General features: G+C 66.7%; 18 protein-coding genes and 1 pseudogene. 8 read left to right on the forward strand and 11 right to left on the reverse strand.

All coding sequences use genetic code 11. The features are described 5' to 3' along the window. Nucleotides 1–159: 159 nt before the first annotated feature. The 5 genes from G6N67_RS04245 to G6N67_RS04265 form a co-directional block, all read right to left on the reverse strand. Complete coding sequence (locus G6N67_RS04245) at nt 160–1,026, reverse strand: MbnB/TglH/ChrH family RiPP precursor modification enzyme (protein WP_036434021.1); 867 nt, start codon at nt 1,024–1,026, stop codon at nt 160–162. Next, nucleotides 1,023–1,937 carry a TIGR04222 domain-containing membrane protein gene (locus G6N67_RS04250; protein ID WP_073907492.1) on the reverse strand — a complete coding sequence of 305 codons (915 nt, stop codon included), beginning with the start codon at nt 1,935–1,937 and terminating at the stop codon, nt 1,023–1,025. The genes G6N67_RS04245 and G6N67_RS04250 overlap by 4 nt, the downstream gene beginning before the upstream one ends. Before the next feature lie 336 nt (nt 1,938–2,273). Further along, a complete protein-coding gene (locus G6N67_RS04255; RefSeq protein WP_051578825.1) occupies nt 2,274–3,458 on the reverse strand; it encodes a PE-PPE domain-containing protein in 1,185 nt (394 codons plus the stop codon). Between the two features lie 221 nt (nt 3,459–3,679). After that, complete coding sequence (locus G6N67_RS04260; RefSeq protein WP_036434019.1) at nt 3,680–4,591, reverse strand: class I SAM-dependent methyltransferase; 912 nt, start codon at nt 4,589–4,591, stop codon at nt 3,680–3,682. Then, nucleotides 4,578–5,297 carry a TetR/AcrR family transcriptional regulator gene (locus G6N67_RS04265; protein ID WP_036434017.1) on the reverse strand — a complete coding sequence of 240 codons (720 nt, stop codon included), beginning with the start codon at nt 5,295–5,297 and terminating at the stop codon, nt 4,578–4,580. Before G6N67_RS04265 ends, G6N67_RS04260 begins: the two co-directional genes overlap by 14 nt. Before the next feature lie 127 nt (nt 5,298–5,424). On the opposite strand from G6N67_RS04265, the gene G6N67_RS04270 reads away from it, so the two are divergent. From G6N67_RS04270 to G6N67_RS04280, 3 genes are all read left to right on the forward strand, one after another. Continuing rightward, on the forward strand, nt 5,425–6,762 hold the full coding sequence (locus G6N67_RS04270; protein WP_036434015.1) for an alpha/beta hydrolase-fold protein: 1,338 nt from the start codon (nt 5,425–5,427) through the stop codon (nt 6,760–6,762). Nucleotides 6,763–6,891: 129 nt separating this feature from the next. Then, nucleotides 6,892–8,421 carry an APC family permease gene (locus G6N67_RS04275; RefSeq protein ID WP_081812572.1) on the forward strand — a complete coding sequence of 510 codons (1,530 nt, stop codon included), beginning with the start codon at nt 6,892–6,894 and terminating at the stop codon, nt 8,419–8,421. A gap of 20 nt (nt 8,422–8,441) precedes the next feature. Next, nucleotides 8,442–8,897, forward strand: a complete 456-nt coding sequence (locus G6N67_RS04280) for an allene oxide cyclase family protein (protein WP_036434014.1) — start codon at nt 8,442–8,444, stop codon at nt 8,895–8,897. Here the strand turns inward: G6N67_RS04280 and treS are convergent. Continuing rightward, nucleotides 8,894–11,134, reverse strand: a complete 2,241-nt coding sequence (treS, locus tag G6N67_RS04285; protein WP_036434012.1) for a maltose alpha-D-glucosyltransferase — start codon at nt 11,132–11,134, stop codon at nt 8,894–8,896. The two genes, G6N67_RS04280 and treS, sit on opposite strands and share 4 nt — an antisense overlap. Nucleotides 11,135–11,286: 152 nt before the next feature. On the opposite strand from treS, the gene G6N67_RS04290 reads away from it, so the two are divergent. Further along, nucleotides 11,287–11,952 (forward strand): HAD hydrolase-like protein, encoded by a 666-nt coding sequence (locus tag G6N67_RS04290; protein WP_036434010.1) that lies wholly within the window; start codon nt 11,287–11,289, stop codon nt 11,950–11,952. Here the strand turns inward: G6N67_RS04290 and G6N67_RS04295 are convergent. Then, on the reverse strand, nt 11,906–12,793 hold the full coding sequence (locus G6N67_RS04295) for a type IV toxin-antitoxin system AbiEi family antitoxin (protein ID WP_051578824.1): 888 nt from the start codon (nt 12,791–12,793) through the stop codon (nt 11,906–11,908). The two genes, G6N67_RS04290 and G6N67_RS04295, sit on opposite strands and share 47 nt — an antisense overlap. A gap of 129 nt (nt 12,794–12,922) precedes the next feature. Between G6N67_RS04295 and G6N67_RS04300 the strand changes: the two genes are divergently transcribed. Beyond that, nucleotides 12,923–13,501, forward strand: a complete 579-nt coding sequence (locus G6N67_RS04300; RefSeq protein ID WP_036435861.1) for a YdcF family protein — start codon at nt 12,923–12,925, stop codon at nt 13,499–13,501. Between the two features lie 331 nt (nt 13,502–13,832). Here G6N67_RS04300 and G6N67_RS04305 read toward each other — a convergent pair whose 3' ends face one another. Together G6N67_RS04305 and G6N67_RS04310 are read right to left on the reverse strand one after the other, a co-directional pair. After that, nucleotides 13,833–15,806, reverse strand: a complete 1,974-nt coding sequence (locus tag G6N67_RS04305) for a vWA domain-containing protein (RefSeq protein WP_036434008.1) — start codon at nt 15,804–15,806, stop codon at nt 13,833–13,835. Further along, nucleotides 15,799–17,181: a sigma 54-interacting transcriptional regulator gene (locus tag G6N67_RS04310; RefSeq protein WP_036435859.1), complete on the reverse strand. Its 1,383-nt coding sequence runs from the start codon at nt 17,179–17,181 to the stop codon at nt 15,799–15,801. The genes G6N67_RS04305 and G6N67_RS04310 overlap by 8 nt, the downstream gene beginning before the upstream one ends. A 112-nt stretch (nt 17,182–17,293) precedes the next feature. Between G6N67_RS04310 and G6N67_RS04315 the strand changes: the two genes are divergently transcribed. Further along, a complete protein-coding gene (locus tag G6N67_RS04315; protein WP_073907472.1) occupies nt 17,294–19,162 on the forward strand; it encodes an LpqN/LpqT family lipoprotein in 1,869 nt (622 codons plus the stop codon). Nucleotides 19,163–19,171: 9 nt separating this feature from the next. On the opposite strand, the gene G6N67_RS04320 is transcribed toward G6N67_RS04315, so the two are convergent. Next, nucleotides 19,172–20,758 (reverse strand): esterase-like activity of phytase family protein, encoded by a 1,587-nt coding sequence (locus G6N67_RS04320; protein WP_081812569.1) that lies wholly within the window; start codon nt 20,756–20,758, stop codon nt 19,172–19,174. A gap of 99 nt (nt 20,759–20,857) precedes the next feature. On the opposite strand from G6N67_RS04320, the gene G6N67_RS04325 reads away from it, so the two are divergent. Together G6N67_RS04325 and G6N67_RS04330 are read left to right on the forward strand one after the other, a co-directional pair. Then, nucleotides 20,858–21,871 (forward strand): alpha/beta hydrolase, encoded by a 1,014-nt coding sequence (locus G6N67_RS04325; protein ID WP_036434006.1) that lies wholly within the window; start codon nt 20,858–20,860, stop codon nt 21,869–21,871. A 296-nt stretch (nt 21,872–22,167) separates the two neighbouring features. Next, nucleotides 22,168–23,395: pseudogene (locus G6N67_RS04330) on the forward strand (integrase catalytic domain-containing protein). 315 nt (nt 23,396–23,710) lie between these two features. On the opposite strand, the gene G6N67_RS04335 reads toward G6N67_RS04330, so the two are convergent. Next, nucleotides 23,711–24,367 carry an LpqN/LpqT family lipoprotein gene (locus G6N67_RS04335; RefSeq protein ID WP_036434002.1) on the reverse strand — a complete coding sequence of 219 codons (657 nt, stop codon included), beginning with the start codon at nt 24,365–24,367 and terminating at the stop codon, nt 23,711–23,713. Nucleotides 24,368–24,378 lie beyond the last annotated feature (11 nt).

Below are 24,378 nucleotides of genomic sequence, written 5' to 3' on the forward strand. Positions count from 1 at the left end.
CACGGTCAGGTTCGCAGACCGGCCCCGAGTGCGCGTCGCGCTTGTGCCGGCACACCTCGCCGGCCGCGGCCACCGCCGCCGGATCGAAACCCGGCGGCACCGGGCCACCGGCCACCAACGCCCGCACCAGAGCCTCCTGACGCTGCGCCAACGTTTGCGTCATGCCCACACCTCCCGCGCCATAGGAGTGATCGGCTCGGCCCCCGCAGCCCGCGCGATCGCATCCAACTCGTCGAACAGTTCGCCAGCGGGCGGGAACCGGCCGTCCCGCTCCAGCATGAACGGCGTGTCGACCCGCTCCCGCAGTGCCGCAACGAGGTCCAGCACCTCCGGCGGCGTCGACGCGGTGTGGGTGTCGTGGTAGAAATCGTCCCCCTCGCGACCGCCCGCCACGTGACTGTAGGCCACCCGTTCCACCGGAAGCCGGGCCAACTCCCCGAACGGGTCGCGGCCCCGGTTGCGGGCATTGGCGTACACGTTGGCCACGTCCAAAACCAGCAGCACCCCGGTGCGGTCCACTAACTCGGTGAGGAACTCCGACTCCGTGAGATCGGACTCCGGCCACTCGACGAACGAGGCGATGTTCTCCACCGCGAGCGGCACGGCCAATTCGCTTCGCGTGCGGGCGATGTTGGCCGCCAACACGTCGAGAGCCTCCCGGGTGCGGGGCACCGGCAGCAGGTGCCCCGCCTCGATGCCACCCGCCCGGACGAAGGCGATGTGTTCGCTGACCACCGGCGCCTTCAACGCTGTGGCACAGGCCGCCAACCGCCGGATTCGCCTGGGCTGCACCGGTTCTGTGCCGCCCAATGAGAGCGCGACGCCGTGCGGAATCACCGGCACACCGCGTGCCACCAGCTCCGCCAGCGCCGGGTCGAGCCGGGCCCGACGACGGCGGATCGGAATCGACTCGGCGATCACCTCGCAGAAGCCGGGCCTCAGATCAGCTATCACTCCGGCGATCTCGCGGCGCCAGCCGATGCCGATATCGCCGAGCGCCGGCACGGTACGGCTTGCGGTGCTCATCCGCCGCACCCTCCACACCCGCCGCAGCCACCGCAACCGCCGCCTCCCCCACCACCTCCGTCGCCGCCGCCGCACGACGCACCGCAGCCGCCGCCGTCCGAACCACCCGAGGAATCTCCGGCCAGTTCTACCGCGCTCGAGTAGTCGGAGTCGAACGCCCACAATGCACCAGTGCCGAACAGCGCCACGGACATTGCCACCGCGGCCGGGCCGTAGGTGTCGAACGCCGGCTTCTTCGCCGGTTCGAGGTAGGCCAGCCGCTTCTGCTCAGCCGCCAGCAGCCGGCGTCCCGCCCGCGTCAGCCGATCCACGCCGAGCAGGTGCGGGAGGATGAGCGTTGCGAACAACACCGTCACGGTCAGCAGGACCATCAGTGACGCCGTGTATTCCGGGTGTTCGGACAATTGGGTCACCAGGTACACGATGTAGCCGATACCGAGCAGCATCACCACGATCGACGGCGCCGTCCCCCAGCGCATGCGGGCCCGCTCGGCGTGCGTGCGCACCAGGCCCCGTTCGCTCAGCTGCTGCTCCAGATCCTCAAGGTCGTCCCTGGACGCGGCATACAAGCCCGGCACGGTGTGCTCAGGGTCGCTGCCGACCCGTTCGAGCACGCGCCCGGTGAACCGGTCGCTCTCCAGGCTGCGCACCGCGCGGTCCACGCGCCTGTTCTGGGTGATCCGCCCTTCGGCGCGCAACGCGGCAAGCGCAGTCACCACCGGCGCGATGTCCGACCGCAGGAAAGCCAGTTCGGTAGCGCTGATCGGCTCCATCACCGCAGGTCGCCGAGGTGCTGTGGCGATGCGCCAGACCACGGCGAAGACCACTGTCGCGGCCAATGCGATCAGAATTCCATATCCTTCTTCGGTAATCGCCGTGGCGTACCTATCGATCAGCTTTTCGATCGACATCACATTCACCTCCTGTGTTCGGGTCGAACCATCGTGCCCGGGCGTTTTCCGCTACCGGTCACAACTTTTCAGTCGCACTGCGCGTCTGAACCAGCAAGCGTGCAGTGTCGAAGACAGTGTTCGTTGAGGAGTTGATTGCTTTTGTCTGAGGAAATTTCGCGACGTTGGGCGGTCATCGGACAGCCGAAATGTGGTGATCCGGTCGCTGTGGCGAGCGTGTAGGCTTCCGCGGCGGTTTCTCACAGAACGCCACGACGAGCTGCACGCTCGTCACAGTGTTCTGGAGGGCACCCCTTCGCCTGCGCGGCACGCGAACCGGCTGGTAGACAGCTGGTTTCAGATCCCGCCGGTCACTCCGTCGCTGAGCTTCTTCGCCAACGCATCCACCCGCTCAGCCACGGATTTCACCAGCCCGGCCACGGGCCGCTTGGATCCCCGGGAGCGCTCGGAAGTCCGTGTCTTCGGGGAGAAGTCGAGGCTCGTGCGCACCAGCGGCCGGGCACCCTGCTGCACACCTGCCGTGAAGTCCCGCACGAACGTCTCGGTCTCCTTGCGCGTGGGCACCAAGCGCGCCGGGACGTATTTGTCCGGGTTGGCCAAAGCGTCGTTGTCCGGATAACCGTAATCCACAGCGGCTTTCAGCGCAGGCTCGCTTGCGTCGGCGATCGTGTTGCCCACATCGCCGCCGTAGGTGCGCAGGGGCTGCAGGAGGGGCAGACCCTCGGTCCGGTAGCTGATGTAGGTGGTGCTGTCGACTTTCTTGATGACGACGGTTTCACCGGTGTCGAGGTGAACCGTCGTCTCCTTGCCGTCGGCAATGTCGGTCTGGCAGGCGGCATCGCACTCCGAGTCGGACAGGTCGAGTTCGCCGTCGTCAGTCACGGGCAGGTCGACGCTCGTCTGGTTGAGCCGATTGTCGAAGTAGGTGGCCAGAGAGTTGGCCATCGAAACGGGATTGAGCACGTACGCCGGGGTGTTGCCGTTGATGTCGTACTCATAGCCGACGTCGATCACGTCGACGCCCGGGTCGGTCGGCGTGGGGACGGGGTTGACCCCGATCAGCGCGAAAATCGGGTACCGCGTGCCGAATCCGCCGTTGGGCCGCGCCACATTGTTGTCGAGCAAATAGAGCTGCGGAGACGTCACCACCGGATCGCCGGTCAGCTTGTGATAGCTCAGCAGCGCACTGGCATTGGCGGCGCCCCAGCCCGATGCCAGCACCACGGTGTCGTCGTCACCCTGATTGGCCTGGATGGCGCGGTAGATCCCGGCAGGCCCGGTGAAGAAGTTGGCGACGACCGTCGGATCCTGCTGGAAGCGCCCACCGTAGAAGTCGGCGACACCGTCGCCGCCGGGGTTGGTCGAGCTCGCGCCGATCACCAGTGCGGCCAGCCGCACACCCGCGACGGATTCCGGTTGCGTGGCGGCCACCGCTGCGACCGCGGGCACGGTGGCCAGTGCCACGCCGCCGGCCATCAAGGTTCTGATCTTGCGGGTCCGCGCAGCCCGGTGCCTCGCCATGCCCCACGCCTTCCACCCGCACGATGATGAGCAGAAGGTACCGGACCACGGCCAGGCACGTATGTACACCGTGCGACCGACACCGGCGTTTGTTGCGCACGCAATGACTTCATCTCGAGGCCACATGTGCGTCACATCCACGGCCAAGGTCGCCGCGATTCAGTGGAGTGACGTCGCCGTACGCACCGAGCAGTCAGATCGTCCTCGTCCTCGACGCCGGCTCAAGCTGGCGTTGTGAGCACCGCGCTGACACACCGAGCGTCGGCGAATGCCGCGAACATGTCGTCGCCGGGCAGTTCGAGGCCGTTGGCGGCGTACACCTCGTCCAGCGACTGTGCACGCACATCCCAGCCCCGCGCCGTCAAGAACTCGATGACAGAACTGCGCTCGCCCTCGTAGACGAGCTCGGACAGCTCCGTGTCGAACCCGAACCGGCGGAAGCCTTCGGACACGCGCCGTGACCGGTTGTCGGAGAACGCCGATGCGTCGGCGATGAACTCGGTGGCGAGGTGGCTACCCGGTGCGCTGAGCCGCGTGATGTTGTCGAAGAGCTGGTCTTGAGCCTGCGGCGTGAGATAGATCAGCAACCCTTCGGCGATCCACGCGGTCGGCCGCTCGCAGTTAAACCCGCTCTCCAGCAGCACCTTTGGCCAGTCGTCGCGCAGGTCGACGCCGAGGGCACGGCGCTCGGCCGTCGGCTCGGCACCCATGTCCGCCAGGGTTCGGGTCTTGAATTCGACCACCGCCGGCTGGTCGATCTCGTAGACGACTGTGCCTGCGGGCCAAGCCAAGCGGTAGGCACGGGTGTCCAGTCCGGAGGCCAGGATGACGGCCTGACGCACTCCCGCATCCGCCGCGGTGGTGAAGAGTTTGTCGAAGAAGCGCGTGCGAACCGCCATCGCCTCGGCCGCCTGCCGCACACTGAACTCGGCGTCGCCGTCGGTGTCCGGATCTGCGTCGAGCATGCGCGTCGCGGCATCGGTGCCGACCGCGCGCACAAGCGGCTCGGCGTACGGGTCGTCGATCAGCGGATTCGGCCCCCGCGATGCCACTGCCCGTTGCGCGGCCACCACGGTGGCAGTCGCCCCCACGCTCGATGCCAAATCCCAGCTGTCACGGTCAGTTCTGCTCATCGTGGTGCCCTTCCCTCGTGCCATAGGTGACGGCGCGGTATTCGCCTGCTGCTCGCTCGTAGAGTGCGACGGCCGCCGCGGCAGCGGCGTCGAGATGATCGCGGCCCGGCGGCCGTGCCGGTTCGAAAACCCGGCGCACCGACTCGGCCAGTTGATCGGCCTTGGCTTCCAGGCTCAGGTCGACTTCGGCTGGAAGCAGCGGCTCGACCGCGAAGAAACCGAACGTCATCGCGGTCAGCGGATAGTACGCGTCTGCGGGGCGCAACCCGTCGCGCAGCAGGCCCTGGTCGTGGGCGATCCGCAGATACTCCTGCCACGCAACGAAATTCGCGCTCTGCGCGGACACTTGCGAGCTCTCACCCGCCAGCGCATCGACCGTGTCGACGTCGCGCGTATAGATTGCCCGCAGCACCGGGCGACTCATCGCCTCCAGGAAGATGCGACGCATCAGGCGGTGCGGAACCACCTCGCCCGCGTCGGAGCGCAAAGCCTCGACGACGGCGTCGATCATCCGGGCCGTTTCTCGGGCCGCCACGGCCGCCAGCATCTGCTCGCGACTGCGCCAGTGCAGGTACACCGTTCCCTTGCCGACACCTGCCCGCTTGGCGACCTCGTCGATCCGGATTCTGCGATAGCCCCAGCGCAGCAACAGATCCGCCGCGATATCGAGGATCCGGTCCGCACGCTCTCGTTGCCTGTCGGGCATGGCACCAAGTTTTGACCAAGATTCGGTTTTGGTCAAACGTACCGCCCGGAGCAGGAGCCCGTTCACCTCCCCGAAACAGGAGCACAATCGAAATAGAGCCTGTTTCAACGCGAGGGGAGTGAGACGAATGGTCAGAACACACACGGTGGTTGCGGGAGAAACGCTGTGGGCATTGGCGTTGCGCTATTACGGTGAGGCCGAGCTGTATCGGCTGGTTGCCACCGCGAGCGGCGTCAGTGACCCCAGCGCCATCAATGTGGGGCAACGGCTGATCTTTCCCGACTTCACCAGGTACACGGTCGCAGGCGGCGACACCCTGGCCGGCCTGGCCGAGCGCTTCTACGGCGACGCCGACCTGGACCACCTGATCGCGAAATCCAACGGTATCGCCGACGGCGACGACATCAGCGCCGGCCGGCAGCTGTTCATCCCGGACGTCACGAAATACAAGGTCGCCGCCGGGGATACGCTGTCGGCCTTGGCGTTGCGGTTCTACGGCGACGCCGACCTCTATCCCCTGATCGCCACCGTCAACAACATCGCCAACCCCAACGCGCTCGGTGTCGGACAGATGCTGGTCATCTTCTCCGGCCGCAGCGACGGCTTCGGCCTGCGCATCGTCGACCGCAACGAGAACGATCCGCGGTTGTGGTACTACCGCTTCCAGACCGACGCGATCGGCTGGAACCCGGGCGTCAACGTCCTGCTCCCCGACGACTACCGCACGAGCGGCAAGACCTACCCCGTGCTCTACATGTTCCACGGCGGCAACGACGACTTCCGTTCGTTCGACTTCATGGGCATCCGTGACTGGACCGCGGGCAAGCCGATCATCGTGGTGATGCCCGACGGCGGGCACGCCGGCTGGTACTCCAATCCGGTCAGCTCGTTTGTCGGCCCGCGGAATTGGGAGACGTTCCACATCGCGCAGTTGCTGCCGTGGATCGAGGCGAACTTCCGCACGTACGCCGAATACGACGGCCGCGCGGTCGGCGGGTTCTCGATGGGCGGCTTCGGCGCCCTGAAGTACGCCGCCAAGTACTACGGCCACTTCGCGTCGGTGAGCTCCCACTCGGGTCCGGCCAGCCTGCGCCGCGACTTCGGTCTCGTCGTGCACTGGGCCAACATCACGTCGGCCGTGCTGGACCTGGCGGGCGGCACGGTTTACGGCGCACCGCTGTGGGACCAGGCCAGGGTCACCGCCGACAACCCGGTCGAGCGCATCGACAGCTACCGCAACAAGCGGATCTTCCTCGTCGCAGGCACCAGCCCGGACCCGCTCAACTGGTTCGACAGCGTCAACGAGACCCAAGTCCTCGCGGGGCAGCGGGAATTCCGCGAACGGCTCAGCGTCGCAGGCATTCCCCACGAATGGCACGAGGTGCCCGGCGGCCACGTCTTCCGGCCCGAGATGTTCGCCATCGACCTCGACGGCATCATCAGCCGGCTTCGCCACGCGGCCTAGGAGTTCTTGGCAAGCTCCAGTTTGGATATCTGCGCGCCGCCGACGCTCCAACACGTCACGTGTGGCGGCGTAGTGGCGTGGCACACACTCTCATTCGATTCATGACCGAATGAGGGAGAGACCCACCCGATGACCACGTCGAACGAAAGTGCCCGCAACGGGGACGACGAGCAGCTGGCGGTGCTCGGCTACACCGGTGAGTTCAAGCGCTCGATGGGCCTGTTCGCCAATCTGTCGCTCGGCTTCACATACCTGTCCCCGCTGGTGGGCGTGTACTCGTTGTTCGCGTTCAGCCTCACCCTCGGCGGGCCGCCGTCCATGTGGTGGATCGTGATCGTGGGGCTCGGTCAGATGGCCGTCGCACTGGTGATGGGCGAGGTGGTCTCGCAGTACCCCGTCGCCGGCGGCATCTACCCGTGGACGCGCCGGCTGTGGGGCCGCAAATACGCGTGGCTGGTCTCGTGGATCTATCTGTGCGCGATGATCGTCACGGTCACGTCGGTGGCCGAGTTCGGCTCGGCATTCGTCGGTCCGTTGTTCGGTATCACGGCGTCCGACCTGAGCGGTCTGGCGATCGCGGTCGGCTTGCTGCTGCTGGCCCTGGCGTTCAACTTCAGCGGCACGCGTGCCCTGGCCCGGATCGCCCGCATAGGTTTGGCCGCCGAGCTGGTCGGGGTTATCGCACTGGGGCTCTACCTGCTCTTGTTCGAGCGCAAGCATTCGTTCGCGGTCTTGTTCGACTCGATGGGCGCGGGCGGCGACCAGCCCTACATTCTCGCGTTCATCGCGTCGGCACTGACGGGGCTGTTCCTGTTCTACGGATTCGAGGCCTGCGGTGACGTGGCCGAAGAGGTCGCCGATCCGGGCCGCGGCATCCCCAAGGCCATGATCCTGACCATCGTGATCGGTGGCGTTTCGGCGTTGATGTCGTATGTCGGCTACGTGCTCGCCGCGCCCAACCTGCAGGAGATCGTCAACGGTGAAGTGGCCGACCCGATTCCGTCCATCCTCGACGGCGCACTCGGCCACCTGGGCTCGAAGCTGTTCCTCGTCATCGCCGTGACCGCGTTCATCTCGTGTGTGCTCTCGCTACAGGCCGCCGCCAGCCGGCTGCTCTACTCGTTCGCGCGGGACCGCATGCTTCCCGCCAGTTCCTGGCTGTCGCGCATGTCGGACAACCACGTGCCCACCAACGCGCTGCTGACCGCGTGCATCGTGCCGATCGTGTTGTGCCTGTTCGTCTACTGGAAACCCGACGCGCTTCCCCGCATCACGGCGTTCGCGGTGTGCGGCATCTACATCGCGTTCCAGGCCGTGGTTCTTGCCGCGCTCCGCCAGCGCCTCAAGGGCTGGCGGCCCGGCGGGGTCTGGACCCTGGGCCGCTTCGGCATGGCGGTCAACATCATCGCGCTGCTCTACGGCGTCACCGCGATGATCCTGATGGTCATTCCGGTGCCTGGTTCCGAAGGGTTCGTCAACCGCTGGATCGTGGCCATCGGGCTGGTGGTCGTGATCGGTTCCGGCGCGATGTATCTGGTGCTCGGCAAGCCCGACCGGCACAGCGTCGACATTCCCGAGGACGACGCCATCGAGGTCGCCGATCGCCTGCGGGCCCTGCGCAGCACGGGTACCGTTCCCGAAACCTCCCTCGAACACTGACCGGCATCAGGAGAAAACCCATGCGTCCCAAAGCTGTTCCCAGCCTCGTGATGGTAGTCGCGGCCTGCGGCGTCGCTGTCGCCACGTCGGCCGTCGCGGCCGCAGAGCCCGGCACCGTCACGGTGATCGAACACGCCACCACCGACACCGTCGTCGACCTCGGCGCCACGGGCGACAGTGTCGGTGATCTGCTCACCTTCTCGAACGAGGTCTTCGACGCCGCCGACGGTCAGCCCATGGGCAAGTCCACCGGAGTGTGCACCCGCACAGTCGTCGGCGCCGAGTGGGACTGCGGGTGGACCCTGAGCCTGGCCGACGGCCAGATCACCGTCCAGGGACCGTTTTTCGACGGCACCGACTCGGTCCTCGCCATCACCGGCGGAACCGGACGCTACGTCGCGGCCCGCGGCGAAATGGGTCTGGCCCACATCACGCCCGACGGCAGCAAGTACCAGTTCAGCTACCGCCTGGTCTAAGCGGGCTCGGTCTTACCGGGCGTTTCAAGCCCGTCCACCAAAAGCGACATGCCATGGTGGGCGGGCATTTCGATGGCGAAGCTGTGCAGATCATCGACGGTGGCGAGCGTCTTGCCGGTGAACATGTCCGACACCGACGCACCGGGCGGCAGCGCTTTCGAGCGCACGGTACCCGCGATCTCCTCGTTGGCGAAGTTGAGCACCGTGAGCTGGTGATCACCGTTGGCCAGCTCGTGGACCAGCACGAGCATGCCGCGATGTGACACCTCGGGGATGTCGACCTGGCGGCTGGTGGCGATCTCGTAGTGCTTGCGCACCCGCAGAATGGCCTGAAGCTGCCGCAGGAAACTCGTCTCGTCGGCAAGCTGCTCCGGGATCGACCCGTAAAGACTTCTACCCCTAGGCATTCCGGCAATCGACCTGGTGGCCGTCGGGTTGTGACCCATCAGGTCGTGCGCGGCGCGATGGATCCAGCGCGTATCGCCGCCGTGCAGCAGCTCCTCGACGTCGGCCGGCGGAAGCGTCAGCATGCCGCACATGTCCCACCCGGACAACGCGAACACGCCCGGCTGCAGCGCGTTGAACATCGCCAGCAGCAGGTGCGCCCGGCGGATGCGATCGATGTCATCGATCTCGTCCAGATCGCGGATACCCAGCGTGGCGGCGATGACCGTCGCGGTGGTGCACGCGATTCCGTTCGTGGTGAAAACCAGGTTGTACGGGGCGTTCTCACCGGTGAGCTTCTCGGTGAGGTCGCCGCGGATGATGTCGCCCAGCGCCTCACCCGTGACCTCCTCACCCCGGAAGGTGTAGACGTCGTCGCGGTGCCCTGTCGACCAGTGCACGAGTTCGTAGGTGAGCTCGTCATGGTTCTGCAACGCGTGCACCAGCGAGGCCGGCTCGACACCCAGTTCGAGGGTCGTGCGCAACGTCAGCCGCAGGAACTCGGTGTCGGCGGTGGCCAGCGCATGCTGATAGGCGGGCCGGTTGATGAAGTCGTACGACAGATCCGCACCGGCCTCCCCGATCTCGCGGATGTCGTCGATGGTCAGGTTCAACTCCTGGAACGTGAACCCACCGACCTTGCGGACCATGCTCGCGATGAGGTGGTTGGCGGCCTCCGACAGCGGGTGCCCCTCCGACCAGGCCGTACTGTCCTCGGCCGCGGTCTTCTCGGCGCCCAGAAAGCCGTTGGCGTCCAGGCGAAGTCCGCCGGTGCCCAGATCGGCCAGCGAATGCAGCGCATCGCCGATCACCAGCCGCATGCCCGCGAACGACGGATCCAGCCAGTTGATCGAGGGCTGCCCGTCCTTGAAGTAGTGCAGATACACCCAGCGGCGCTCGACGCCGTCGATGCCGACCACGGGGCGGGTGACGCTCCAGTTGGTCTCCTTGACGCCCTCGGCGTAGAAGATCACGCGCTGCAACCGTCCGATGATGTACCCGGCCTTGTCGAGCCAGTCCTCAGTGGCGGTGTCGATGTTGACCGAATCCTGCCCGGCCGGCACGTCGGGCAGGTGGTCCCAGTCCAGCGGGTCGACCTCGACCATGTGATAGATGCCGGGATAGTCGGCGTACTTCATCTCGGCTAGCCGGAAATCCGCACCCTTGCCCGTGTGACCGGGCACGATGTCGTCAATTATGGTGCCGCCGTACCAGTTCGCCGTACCGCACATCTGCCGGAACTCGTCCTCGGTGCCGAACGCCGGGTCGATCTGAGTGCTGATGCGGTCGAAGTGCCCGTCGACGCTGGGTGTCAGCTGCCAGCCCGAGATGCCGCCCGCACGTTTGACGGGCCCGGTGTGGATGGCGTCGACGCCGATCTCGGCGAACGCCTTCCACATCTCCTCATCGGCCATGGCCTTGAGAAACGACTCCCCCGGCCGCGTGATCAGCGAAAGTGGATACGCCGTGAACCACACCGCGGCGGTGTCTACCGCACCCCGTGGGCTGGGGGTTGCATACGGGTTCTGCCACATCGAGCCCTGCCCGGAGAACTGCTGGCTGATCTCGTTGGCGTCGGCCAGCATCGACTGGCTCAGCAGCCACGACACGTAGGCCGGGTTGTCACCCGTCGCGGGACCGTCCTGGGCCACCGACCGGCGGATGAACGGCGACTTGACCCTGGGACGAAACCGCAACGCCCGAGGCCGCGCCGGGTGCAGGTGTTCGTCGAAGGTGATTTCGGTCGGCTCGTTCGGCTGATCGTCGGGTTCCGGCTCTGCCACCTGAGACATACATCCCCTCTCCGGACTTGGACGGGTCGCAGTCCCCAGCCTAGGCATCCGCTCGCGAATTCGACGAAAATGCCGCTGAGAGCGCGGTGGGGCGACACTTTCGTCGAAGTCGACGCGAAGGTCGGCGCGCTCGACCCGATTAGGGTTGGCGAGTGAGCTCTGAATCCCTGAAGTGGACCTGCGTCCTGTTCGACCTCGACGGCACCATCGCCAACTCGGCCAAGGGCATCACCGAATCCTTTGCAGCAACCCTGAACGAGCTGGGCCTGCCCGTCCCGCCGCCCGACGAACTGCGCACCTGGGTCGGACCACCGCCGGCGGAGTCCTTCCGGGTTCGGCTCGGTTTCGACGACGCCGCGGCCGAGCATGCCCGCCAGCTCTACCGCAAGCACTACCAACGCATCGGCAACGCCGACATCCGGACCTTCGACGCGATTCCTCCCGTCCTCGAAGCCCTTGCCACAGCAGGCATTCCGATGGCAGTGGCGACGTCGAAACCCGAGCACACGGCGGTCGACGTGCTCGAACGGCTCGGGCTTGCGCGCTATTTCGTCACGGTCTCCGGCGCGTCGAGAGACGAGAGCATCAGCGACAAGGCGTCGATCGTCGGTGAAGCGCTGCGGCGCCTGCACGCCGGCGGCGTCGACACCAGCAATCCGGTGATGGTCGGCGACCGCCTGCACGACGTCGTCGGGGCTGCCCGACACCACGTCCCGACCATCCTGGTCGACTGGGGATACGGCGAGCCTGACGAGCACACGCAAGCGCTCGTCACGGTCGACTCCGCGCAGGCGCTGAAGGCTGCTGTGCTCGGGTGAGGCGCGGGCGCCAACCTCGTGACAGCAGCGCGGTACGAGCCTCCTCGATGATGTCGTCGCCGTAATCCTCTTTGATGACGTGGATGACATGCCAACCGAGCCGCTGCAGCACGCGGTTCACCTGAACGTCGAGTGTGTACTGGCGACGGCTCGTGAGGTGCTGCTCGCCGTCATACTCCGCACCAACCTTGAACTCTTTCCAGACCATGTCGACGCGCCTCACGTAGCGATCGACTTCGTCGTAGACGACGAATTGCGTGGTGGGACGAGGTAATCCGGCATCGACGAACAAGAGCCGAAGCCAGGTCTCCCTCGGCGACTCGGCCCCGCCGTCGACGAGCGGCAGAACTTTCGCCAACTTGCGCAGCCCTCTCAGACCAGGGTGCCGTTTTGCGATCAACTTGACGTCCTCGATCGAGTACGGGCTCGCATTCATCAACGCGTCCATGCGTTCGACGGCCTCACCCCGCGGGAGACGACGGGCGAGGTCGAACGCGGTGCGTGCGGGGGTGGTGACTGGAATGCTCGCCACCATCGAGACCTCATCTTCGGCGAGGGTGTCATACCGGATGACCAGGCCGCGCTGTCTCCGGCCCGCGGCGACCACCTCCACCGGGATGTCGTCGTCGACCCATTTCGCGCCGTGGAGCGCCGATGCGGCCAAACCCGCAACGACGCCACCCGAGGTCAACGACGCGCCCAGGATCCGCTCGTGCAGCGATACCTCGTGCTGCCGCGGTATATACACCCCGCGACAGATCGGCCGATACCGGTGCCGTAGCTGTCCTTTGGTCAGGTGGCCTGCGGCAACGGCGTCACTGCCCACGAACGGAACTCGCACATGTACTTGGACGCACGCGGTCGCGAATCGGCTCCATCGCTCTCGAATTCGACGAGAACGTCGCTGCAGGCGCCTGCGCGCAACACTTTCGTCGAACTCGACGCAACCACCCGCGAACATAATGGCGCCATGGGCAACTGGACCAGATGCATCGGTGTCACGGTCGGCGCTGCGCTGGCGTGGTGTGAATGGAAAACGTGGCGGGCATCCCGCGAAGCACTGCCGGCGGACGGCATCGACCCACGTCAGGTGCGGGACGGCGAAGCCGTTCTCGTGCTCGGCTGTCCACGGCCGAGGCTTTACCGGTGGCGCGTGCGCATTGCGCTGCGCTCTACCGAGCCCTCACGAGCACGCTTCGTATTCTCCGGCGGAGCCGTGCGCTCCGAGCTGTCGGAAGCCCAGATGATGGCCGATTACGCGGAGTCGCTCGGCGTCCCCGCCGCCAACATCATTCTCGAAGACCAGTCGCGGACGACGGTGGAGAACATCACCAACTCGATACCGCTGCTGGCCGACGCCCCGGCGATCAAGATCGCGTCGAACACCTTTCACGCCCGTCGCGCCAGGCGCATCCTGCACGACGAGTCGCCTGAATTAGCAGCCCGATTGGTGCGGACCCGCGACTACATCCCCGGCGAGTGGGGCCTGTTGCACTTGGTGATGCTCGTCCACGAAGCCTTGCGGGCTCTGGTGCGGCGGAAACTCTAGCTCGAACCGTTCAGGGCCTCCAGCCCCGGGACATCAACACGTCGCGCGCCTGCTCGACGATGTCGGCACCACAGTCTTTTTTGATGACGTGGATGACGTGCCAGTCAAGCCTCTGCAGCACGCGGTTGACCCCGACGTCGAGGGCGTACTGGGTGCCGCGACGGCGTCACTGCCGACGAACGGAATGCGCATACTCATTTGACGCGCGCAGCCTCGGATCGGCTCCGTGCTTAGCTCCAATTCGACAAAACCGTCGCCCCACGCCACCAATCGCGACGATTACGTCGAATTGGGCGCGCCACAAGACGGGCGCGCGTCAAGACCGCGCAACCTAGCGCCGCCGCGACCTCAGATAATCCCCCACGACCGCGGCACCGAGCCCGTCAAGATCCGGCACCACGACACGACCGGCGACGTGCCGCGCGACCTGGTCGACGAACCGCGCCAGCTGCGGATCGCTGCCGAGCCGGAAGATCGTGATCTGGGCGCCGAGCCGGGCCACCTCGTCGAACCCGCGCACGGTGTGAGCGAGGGTCCGCGGGTGTGGCGGGTAGTCGAAGAAGACCTCGGCGCCGTCGTCGAAGCCCTCCAGGTGCGCGGTGGGCTCGCCGTCGGTGACAATCAGGACGACCGGCTGGGCGTTGGGATGGCGCCGCAGGTGCCGCGACGCCAAAGCCAAAGCGTGATGCAGGTTGGTGCCCTGCTCGTAGACACCCTCCAGCCCGGCCAACTCGGCGGCGGTCACCGTCCTGGCGTAGCGCCCGAACGCGATGATCTGCAAGGCATCTGACCGGAAGCGCGTCGAGATCAGATGGTTGAGCGCGAGCGCGGTGCGCTTCATCGGCAACCAGCGGTTCTCCATCACCATCGAGAACGACGTGTCGACCAGCAGAGCCACGCAGGCCTGCGTGCGGGTTTCGGTCTCGGAGATCTCGACGTCTTCGACCGCGAATCGGATGGGCCGCTCCGCGACACCGGTGCCCGCCTGCCGCAGCACGGCATTCGTGACGGTGCGGGTGACGTTCCACGGCTCGGTGTCGCCGAACTGCCACGGCCGCGTCGCGCCGGTCAGCTCGCCGGCCGCCCCGGCCCGTCGCGTGTCCCGCTCACCGTGACGGCCCGAAAGCTGCTGCGCCACATCGCGCAACGCGGTCTGGCCGAGCTGGCGCATGGCCTTGGGCGAAAGCCGCCACTGGCCATCGGAACCGCGGTCCAGGAAGCCTTGGTTGACCAGGGCCCGCTCGAGTTCGGCCAGTGTGCGGGCATCGATCGCGGCGTCGTCACCGAGCTGACGGGCCAACGCTTCGAGATCGACATCGTCCATCGTCGCCCCGGAATAGCTCTGCGACAGCGCATCGGCGAGCTGCTCCAACTCGGCGATGTCGGCCATCGCCTGCGCACCCTCGCCCATCCCGAGCGGCTCGTCACCGGAGAACCGCTGTGAGCCGGTCCAGTCCTCACCGGGCCGGGCGGCCTGCAGGTGCGAATCGAGCCGGTTGAGCGCGTTCATCAGCGACGGCGAGCCGAACGCCTGCTGTGCCAGGGCATCGAGCTCGGCGCGCTGCTCGGGCGAGAGGCTGTTGCGGAAGCGCTGTGCCGCGGCCGCCCGCTGGGCCAGCGAGTCGAGCAGCTCCTCGATGTCGCGCGGGTTCTCCGGGAAGAACTCGCCGTGCTTGTTCATGAAGTCCTGGAAATCCTGCTCGGTGTCCTCGCCACGGGCGTGCTTGTCGAGCAGATCGTTGAGGTCATCGAGCATGTCGTTGACGCGCTGACGGTCCTCGTCGGTCGCGTTCTCCAGCGCCTGCTTCATGCCGGCGAAGCGCTGGTCGAGCATCTCGCGGCCCAGCAGATCCTTGATCTGCTCGTACTTCTCGCGCGCCTCGGGTGAGCGCCAGGAGTAGTCCGAGAGCTCCTGCACGGCCTTCGCCGGTGACGGCGAGAGGGATTCGAGCTGCAGCTCGCCGAACCGCGCGTCGTCGTCCAGGGCCCGCGCGAGCTCCTTGCGCTCGGCAAGCACGGCCTCGTCGAGCAGCTTCTTGATCTCGGCCAGGGTGCCGTCGAGGTTGTTGCGCTGCAGCAGTTCCCGGCGGCGGCGGTTGGCCTCGGCGGCCAGCCGGTCGGTGCCGCGCATGCCCTTGGTGCCGCGGCGCATCAGCTCCTGCAGGGCCCGGCGCGGCGAGCTGCCCTCCATGACGTTCTGACCGATCTGCTCGAGTGCGTCACGCAGGTCGATCGGCGGTGCCAGCGGATCGGGACCGCCCGTGTATCGCGAATACCGCGAGGTGTGCCCGTGGGCGTTAGCCATAGACGGTCTCACCCTCCCCCGTCACCTTGTCGATGCGCTTCGCCAGATACAGCGCTTCGAGCGCCAATTCGACCGCTGCGGCCCGTTCACCGACCGACTGGGCCCCCAGCCTGGCAGCCACCGCATCGATCGCGGGCAGGTCTGGCAGGGCCGCGAGCACGTCCTTGGCCGACACCCGCTCACCCGTGGTCACCGGGGAACCTTCCTCGACGGCGGCCACCACGGGCCCGACGTCGATTCCGCCGAGCAACCGCTGCGCGGTGTCGGCAGTGGCACGACGCAAGAGATGCTCGAGCACAGCCTGCTCGCGCCCCTCCTCGCCGGTCTCGAACTCCAACTTGCCGCGCAGCACGTCGATCACGGTCGCAAGATCCACCACACGTGCGACCGGATCGTCCTCGCCGAGGATCGCCGCGCGGTGCCGCGCAGAGGCCGCGACGGTCTCGGCCGCCGCGATCGCGAACCGCGCGGACACCCCGGACCGCTGGTCGATCGAGCTCGACTCACGCAGATTGCGTGCGAACCGGGCCAGCACCGCGAGCAGATAGTCGGGCACCTCGGCGGCCAGGTGCGCCTCCTGACGGATCACGCCGATCTCGGATTCGATCTCCAGCGGGTAGTGCGTGCGGATCTCGGCACCGAAGCGGTCCTTGAGCGGCGTGATGATGCGGCCGCGGTTGGTGTAGTCCTCGGGGTTGGCGCTCGCGACCACGAGCACGTCGAGCGGCAGTCGCAGCGTGTAGCCGCGCACCTGGATGTCGCGCTCCTCCATGACGTTGAGCATCGAGACCTGGATGCGTTCGGCGAGATCGGGCAGCTCGTTGACGGCCACGATGCCGCGGTGCGCGCGCGGGATGAGGCCGTAGGCAATGGTCTCCGGGTCGCCGAGGCTGCGTCCCTCGGCCACCTTGATCGGGTCGATGTCACCGACCAGGTCGGCCACGCTGGTGTCCGGGGTGGCCAGCTTCTCGGTGTAACGCTCGCTGCGGTGGCGCCACTCGATCGGCAGGTCGTCGCCCGAATCGGCCGCGCGCCGGATCGATTCCGGCGTGATGGGGCTGTACGGGTGCTCACCGAGCTCGGCACCCGCGATCACCGGGGTCCACTCGTCGAGCAGCCCGGTCAACGCGCGCAGCAGGCGGGTCTTGCCCTGACCGCGCTCGCCGAGCAGCACCACGTCGTGGCCCGCGATCAGCGCGCGCTCCAGTTGCGGAATGACGGTGTCCTCGAAGCCCAGGATTCCGGGCCAGACATCGCGCCGGTCCGCAAGGGCCGCCAGCAGATTCTCCCGGATTTCGGCTTTCACGCCCCGTTCACGGTGCCCCGAAGCGCGCAGCTCACCGACCGTGCGAGGCAGATCCTTGGGTTGACTCACCACTCCACGCTACGACTGCGTCCGCCGCTCGGCATGGCCACCGTGCTGACTCATGGTCACCATAGGGCGACAAAGTCGTAGCGACTGCCATTCGACCGGTAGTCTGCGGGCCATGCCGTTGGCTAGCGGTCAGGTCTTCGCGGGGTTCACCATCGTCAGGTTGGTGGGCACTGGCGGCATGGGCGAGGTCTACCTGGCGGCCCATCCGCGGCTGCCGCGCGAGGACGCGCTCAAGGTGCTCCCGCAGACCGTTAGTGCAGATAACGAGTTCCGTCAGCGGTTCATCCGCGAGGCCGACATGGCGGCCACCCTGTGGCACCCGCACATCGTCGGCGTGCACGACCGCGGCGAGTTCGAAGGCCGGTTGTGGATCTCGATGGATTACGTCGACGGCCACGACGCGGCCCGCCTGCTGCACGACCAGTACCCGTCGGGCATGCCCGCCGAGGATGTGATCGAGATCATAGCTGCGGTGGCCGACGCGCTGGACTACGCGCATCAGCGCCAGCTGCTGCACCGCGACGTCAAACCCGCCAACATCCTCCTCACCAGCAAACAAGGCTCCAAGCGCCGCATCATGCTGACCGACTTCGGCATCGCGCGCCGCGCCGACGAGGTCAACGGGCTGACATCGACCAACATCACGGTGGGCTCGATGTCATACACCGCGCCGGAGCAGCTCATGGGCCAGAAGCTCGACGGCCGCGCCGACCAGTACTCGTTGGCCGCGACGGCCTACCGGCTCTTCACGGGCTCGCCGCCGTACGCGCACAGCAACCCGGCCGTGGTGATCAGCCATCACCTGAGCTCGCCGGTGCCCAAGCTTGCCGCCACCAAACCTGAACTCGCAGCGTTTGATTCAGTGATGGCGCGCGGGCTGGCCAAGGATCCCAAGGACCGCTACGACACGTGCCACGACTTCGCGACGGCATTGGCGGAGGCCGCCGCAGGCGCGACCGCACCGACAACGCGGATGCCTGCGCTGGCACCGACCCCGACACCCGCGCCGCAGCAGGCGATGCCCGTCGCTCCCCCGCCACGACCGCCCGTGCCCATGTCGCCGTCCAACCCGACAGCCCACCCACGTCCCAACCCGCCGTCGGAGCCGCCGGTGTTCACGTCGTCGTGGACCGTCTCCGAGCCTGCTCGCAAACCCTCGAGCGGAACCGGCGGGATTCCCACCGCGGGCGGGTCCGGGAGCGGGATGGCGCCGCCACCGCCCACGGGCTTCGGCCCGCCGCCGCTGCCGTACGTCACGACACCGCGCAAGAAGGCGGGCAAGCGCAAGGGCATTCTGATCGCGTCCGCGATCTGCGCGGTGGTGCTGCTCGTCGGCGGGATCACCGTGGCGATGACCTCGGGCGACGACGGGCCCACGCCGGGCCCCGAGACAAGTACCAACACCGCGGCGCCCTCGTCGTCGGAGACGACGGCGTCGACGCCGCCGCAGCCGCCCGGGCACTCGTACACGATCGCCGACTACATCCGCGACAACAAGATCAACGAGACCACGGTCCACCGGGGCGATCCGGGTGCGCCCGTGTTCACGATGCCGACCCCGCCGGGGTGGGCCGACGCCGGCCCCCGCACACCGCAGTGGGCGTACTCCGCGATCGTGAACGACACCATCACGCCGACGGATCCGCCGTCGGTGATCTCGTTGATCTCGAAGCTCGTGGGCAATGTCGACACCAAGAAGCTGCTCGAGTTCGCGCCCAACGAGCTGCAGAACCTCGCGGACTACGAGCCCGTGGGCGGCATCGACCGCGGGAACCTCAGCGGGTTCAACTCGGTGACGCTGGGCGGTTCGTACCTCAAGGACGGCAGGCGCCGCGCGATCATGCAGACCACGGTCGTGATGGATTCACCGGGCGGGATGTTCGTGCTGCAGGTCAACTCGGACTCGCTGTACCGCGACATGCAGGCGCTCGTCGACATCAACAAGGCGATCTCGGAGCAGGGCACCATCACGGTGCCCTGACCTGCCGGCTCAGCCGACCCGCAGCGGCAGCGTGACCTCACGAGTCTTCGCGGGCAGCTTCGTGGTGTCGACCTCGAGGAACTCACCGGAGTCCTGTCGACCGTTGGCCAGCACCTTCGGCTTGAGCTTGAGCGGCACCGAATCCCCTTCGATACCGGCCAGGCCGAAGTCGCTGTCGTTGGCGATGACGAGAGTTTTCCCGCCGTCAGGCGTCGCAAGGCCTTCGATCTTGTCGTGGCCGAAGAATTCGCCCGCTCTGTTGAGTTCGGTCACCAGGGCGCCGAGATCCAGCTTCAGGGATTTGGTGGCCACGGTGACCCCCGCTGCCTTGAGGCGATCGACGGCCGCGGCATCGGTGGTGACGCCGACCAGCGTCTCGATGGGCTGGCCGTCGATCTGCAGCCCGCCGGCGTCTGCGCGGTAGGTGCCGACGGTGGCCTTGGGGCCGACGTCGGTCGCGGTGGCGATGTCGACGAGGTAGATCTTCTTGTTCGCCCCCGGCTGCAGTTCGCCGTCGCGTTCGTCGACGAGGAACGTGGTCGGACCGAGCGCGGTGATCTCGGAAACCGCGACCTTGGATTCCTGCGGATCGGACAGCGGGTAGAGGTACTCGCGTACGTCCTTGGTTGCGAGGTCGACGGTCACGATCCGGCTCAGCGGAACCGATTTCGCCGAGCCCGACAACCCAGGCATCTTGAGCGCCGACTGCATGATGCCGACGAGGGTCTTGCCGTCGGGCGTGATGGTCAGCCCTTCCATGCCCTGATTGGCGCTGCGCAACGACAACTCGCGCGGCAGCGTGCCGTCGAACGGTGAAAGCCGTTCCAGCTCTTTGCCTTGCGCGTCGAAGTGCACCAGGAAGGGTCCGTACTCGTCGGACACCCAGAAAGTTCCGTCGGGCAGTGCCACCAGGCCTTCGGTGTCCAGGCCGTGATCCGATGTGGGCAAGGGCTTTCCGTTGATGTCGACGAGTGTCTCGCCGGTGTCGGCCTGGGGATCGACCAGGCCGACGAGCGGGGCGCCGTCACGTCCCGAGAGCCGAATGGCCCGGCCGGGCACGGCGACTCCGTCGCGCAGCGTGAATGCCGTGATGTGCGGCTGGAATTCGGGCACCGGCAGCACCTTCTCGCCGTCGGTACGGCCGTCGACGTTGGGGCCGCGGTCGGTCAGGCCGTAGAACTGGTCGGTGGTACCGGGCACGGCCGCGATAGCCGAGCCGTTGCCGCTGCTCTGCACCTCGACACCGCCGATCGTGGCCAACGGCGGGGTGTCGACGGCGAACGCCCGCACCGCATCGGAGACCGTGACGCGAAGCGCATCTGCGCCGGTGTAACCGTCGTCCGGGGTGTACACGACGGTCCCGCCCGCGCCGTAGCTCAGCGTGCCGTGTTCGGGACGGGCGTAGCCGACGGGCGTGGTGCCCCCGGTGGCCGCGAGCAGCTCGCCGGGCGTGAAGACCAGCGGAGTGCCGACTGCAGTGCCGAACGTCTTGCCCTGCTGACCGCCCGCGGCCGCCCCTTCGGCACCCGTCGAGCAGGCGGCCATCGGGCTGACCAGTAACAACGTTGCAACGGCTGTCAGTTTCACGCGGCGCATGGGTGACAGATAACAGCTCCCGGCGTCCGCGAGATGAACGGACGGTGACGGCGGTCACGGTTTTGGGCGCGAAACAAAGTACCCAGTACCCTTGGTACCGTGAATTCGCTCGATTGGCGCGGCCGACCCGCTGAAGTGCACTTCGGACCCGCAGCCTGGCAGTCCGTGACGCTCGGTGTGGTGACCGCGATCGTCCTGCGGCCGGTGCTCGCCGTGCTGACACTGCTGGGGCTCGCGATCAACCGCGTCGCTCCCGCCCTGCTGCAGCGCGCCCACCTCGACGTCATCGACCGGCCGCTGCGGGTCATCCGTCCGTTGCCCGGCACCACGGTGACCCCCGTGGCGCTGCCGAATTGTCCGGCGGAGTGGGTCGTGGCTGCCGATGCCCGCGACTCCGATCTGGTGATCGTGTACCTGCACGGGTCGGCCCTGGTGACGCTCGGGCTCAACTCGCACCGCCGGTTCGTCTCCAAACTGTCGGCGACCACGGGGGCCCGCGTGCTCAACGTCGGCTACCGGTTGGCGCCACAGGCCGGCATCGAAGAGGCCGTTTCCGACGGCCTGGACGCCTACCGGCACGTGCTGTCCCTCGGCGTCGCCCCCGAACGCATTGTGCTGGCGGGCGATTCGGCAGGCGGCCTGATGGCCGCGGATACCGCGTTGGCCGCGCGCGACGCCGGGCTTCCGGTGCCCGCGGGCCAGGTGCTGCTGTCGCCGCTGACCTCGTCCGACATGGACCTCAAATACCGTGCGTTGCAAGAACATCGCGACGTGATGTTCCCGTTCATGACCGTCAAGTTCATCTACGATGTGTTCGCCACCGTCAACGGCACCCGCCCGACCCCGGTCATGCCGCCGGAGGCCGATCTGCACGGCCTCGGACCGTTCCTGCTGCAGGTCGGCAACAACGAGATGCTGCGCAACGACGCTTACGCGCTGGCCGACCGGCTCACTGCCGACGGCGTTCCGGTGTGGGTTCAGGTGTGGGACAAGGCCATGCACATGTTCCAGCTGAGCTTCGACGTCAATCCCGATGCGCGCCGTGCGGTCGAGGAGATCACGTCGTTCATCGACTACATAACCGCCACGGTCGAGGACGAGGCGAGCGCTTAGGTCGCCACGGTTGGTCACACCAGTCACAGCTTCCGAGGATGGTGTCGTTGTGCCCGGCTGTTAGCGACAAAGTCGCAGAAACCGCCACACCCGTATCTCCAAGCCCATCAACCCTATTGGCAACAGACACTCCAGACGCACTGGCGCACCCACGTAACTCCAGCCTCAGAAATCTAACTGCGCGTTGACTCATCAAATATGTCCGTTTCGCTGATTCGTTGCCTCATTTGAAAATGCCCGGGTGAGCCCGGCGTGTCGGTGGGGTGTGGGGTTAGGGATTGGGTTAGCGCCGAGGGATGGGGTTGACGTTGACGGAGCGCAGGGCGGTGACCAGGGCGATCGCGGTGCGGTATGTGCAGGCCGGTCGGGTTGAGAAGTCTCGGATTCTTGATGAGTTGTGTGCGACGACGGGGTGGCATCGTGATCATGCCCGCCGGGCGTTGCGCGGGGCCCTGCGTCCGCGTGCGGTGCGGGCTCGCCGGTCGCGGCCACCCACGTATGGGCCGGATGTTCTTGAGGCACTGGTGTTTTGCTGGGAAGTGTTGGGGATGGCGGCGGGTAAGCGGGTGGCGCCGATGTTGGGCGAGTTGGTGGTGGTGCTGCGCCGCTGCGGAGAACTGGTCATCGACGACGCGACGGCGGGGATGCTGGTGGGGATGTCGGCGGCCACCATCGATCGTCGATTGGCCGCCGAGCGCAAGAAACACCAGCTCAAGGGCCGTTCTGGCACCAAGCCGGGCACCCTGCTGAAAAGTCAGATCTCGGTGCGCGTGGGCGGCCTGGGATGATGCGGTGCCGGGGTTCGTCGAGATCGACCTGGTCAGCAATGACGGCGGTAATCCCGCCGGGGTGCATGGCTGGACATTGACGGTCACCGATATCGCCACCGGGTGGACCGAGAATCGCACCGTGTTGGGCAAAGGCGAAAAGCGGGTGATGGCGGCGCTCAATGAGATCGCGGCGGTGATGCCGTTTCCGATCCGCGGGGTCGATTCGGACAACGGCTCGGAATTCATCAACTTCCACCTGTTGGAGTGGTGCCGTAAGCGTCACATCACGTTCACTCGGTCGCGGGTGGGCCACAAGAACGATGGCTGTCACGTGGAGCAGAAGAACTGGTCAGCGGTGCGCAAAATGGTGGGTTATCACCGCTACGACACCGCCGCAGAACTGGTGCTGCTCAACAAGATCTGGGTGCTGCAGTCCTCGCTGGCCAACTACTTCTACCCGCAACAGAAACTCGAGTCCAAGGTCCGCAGGGGGTCGAAGGTGACCAAGAAATACGACGAGGCCACCACCCCGTACCGGCGTGCCCAGCGGGATGCGACAGTCACCGCCGAGGAAGTCAAACACCTCGCCGAGATCTACGCCGAGCTCAACCCCGCCGCCCTGCAACGCCACATTCAGGCCCTGTGCGGCGAGTTACTCACCCTGACCACCAGCAAAGCCGGTCCGCGGCTGATCGCCCGCCTCGGCCGGACACCGACAGGTGAGGCAACGAATATTTCCACCCCCAGCGCCTAAAACCCGGACACCCTCATCTGAGGCAACGAACCCAGCCGGGCACTTTCCAAATGAGGCAACGAATCCCCCCGCGGACATATTGACATGAGGCAATAGGACTGCCCGCTTTAGCGCGACAAAGTCGCGGACAGCCAGGCACGGGACACATGAGCAACAGCACGACTTCCGAGGCTGGTCGGGCTGGTGGGATGTTTCGTGTGCGCCGCATGCGGTTCGAGTGGCCCACGAGGCGCGTTCCGCGACTTTGTCGCTAACAGCCGGGCAGACCGACACCCCGACCCCCGCGGTGACAGCTGTGACGGATGTGTCGAATGCTCAGGCGTGCGGCGAAGGCAGCACCTGGAACCCGGTGAGGATGGTCTCCGCGTCGCGCTTGTAGGTCAGGTTGTCCGGCGCGGTGGTCTGGATGGTCAGACCCGCGCAGTAGGTACGCAGCTCCGTCTGATACGCCACGAACAACGCGGTGGCCGGGTGTGGACGCAGACCGTTCATCTCCGGCACCTGATAGCGCACGGTCTGCGCCGGCAGCCCGCACAGCTCATGGTCGGTGATGTCCATGGCGGACTCGGGCACGCCGAGACCCACGATCGACTTGCGTTGCGCAGCGAATACCGCGTCGGCTTCCATCGCGTCGGGCACGCTTTCCAACGCGGCCACCGCGGTGGGCGCGAAGTCGAAGGTGGACAGATCCCGGTTGACCATGGTGTACCGGAGCAGGTCGGTGTCCTTGCCCGTCACGCGGTTCCAGCCCGGCGGGGTCGGGATCTTGAGCGTCGGCTCGTCGTCGTCGACCCGTTCGATCTCCACGAGCGGCACGTCGACCGGGTGGCACTTCAGCTCACCGGACTTGGCCGCCGCCAACAACTCCGGCCCGGCCGTCGCGGTCGCGTCGTCGGCGTAGCGCGTGCACGCCGAGGTGAGCAGCACCGCCGAGGCCAGCAGCACTGCGGCGCACTTCGACGCGGTCCTCATGATCGCCGATT

Origin of the sequence: Mycolicibacterium mageritense, from assembly GCF_010727475.1 — a bacterium.
GTDB lineage: Bacteria > Actinomycetota > Actinomycetes > Mycobacteriales > Mycobacteriaceae > Mycobacterium > Mycobacterium mageritense.

Coding starts and splice junctions, on each gene's coding strand:
- G6N67_RS04245 (WP_036434021.1), bottom strand. CDS start 1,026: ATGAGCACCGCAAGCCGTACCGTGCCGGCGCTCGGCGATATCGGCATC.
- G6N67_RS04250 (WP_073907492.1), bottom strand. CDS start 1,937: ATGTCGATCGAAAAGCTGATCGATAGGTACGCCACGGCGATTACCGAA.
- G6N67_RS04255 (WP_051578825.1), bottom strand. CDS start 3,458: ATGGCGAGGCACCGGGCTGCGCGGACCCGCAAGATCAGAACCTTGATG.
- G6N67_RS04260 (WP_036434019.1), bottom strand. CDS start 4,591: ATGAGCAGAACTGACCGTGACAGCTGGGATTTGGCATCGAGCGTGGGG.
- G6N67_RS04265 (WP_036434017.1), bottom strand. CDS start 5,297: ATGCCCGACAGGCAACGAGAGCGTGCGGACCGGATCCTCGATATCGCG.
- G6N67_RS04270 (WP_036434015.1), top strand. CDS start 5,425: ATGGTCAGAACACACACGGTGGTTGCGGGAGAAACGCTGTGGGCATTG.
- G6N67_RS04275 (WP_081812572.1), top strand. CDS start 6,892: ATGACCACGTCGAACGAAAGTGCCCGCAACGGGGACGACGAGCAGCTG.
- G6N67_RS04280 (WP_036434014.1), top strand. CDS start 8,442: ATGCGTCCCAAAGCTGTTCCCAGCCTCGTGATGGTAGTCGCGGCCTGC.
- treS (WP_036434012.1), bottom strand. CDS start 11,134: ATGTCTCAGGTGGCAGAGCCGGAACCCGACGATCAGCCGAACGAGCCG.
- G6N67_RS04300 (WP_036435861.1), top strand. CDS start 12,923: ATGGGCAACTGGACCAGATGCATCGGTGTCACGGTCGGCGCTGCGCTG.
- G6N67_RS04305 (WP_036434008.1), bottom strand. CDS start 15,806: ATGGCTAACGCCCACGGGCACACCTCGCGGTATTCGCGATACACGGGC.
- G6N67_RS04315 (WP_073907472.1), top strand. CDS start 17,294: ATGCCGTTGGCTAGCGGTCAGGTCTTCGCGGGGTTCACCATCGTCAGG.
- G6N67_RS04320 (WP_081812569.1), bottom strand. CDS start 20,758: ATGCGCCGCGTGAAACTGACAGCCGTTGCAACGTTGTTACTGGTCAGC.
- G6N67_RS04335 (WP_036434002.1), bottom strand. CDS start 24,367: ATGAGGACCGCGTCGAAGTGCGCCGCAGTGCTGCTGGCCTCGGCGGTG.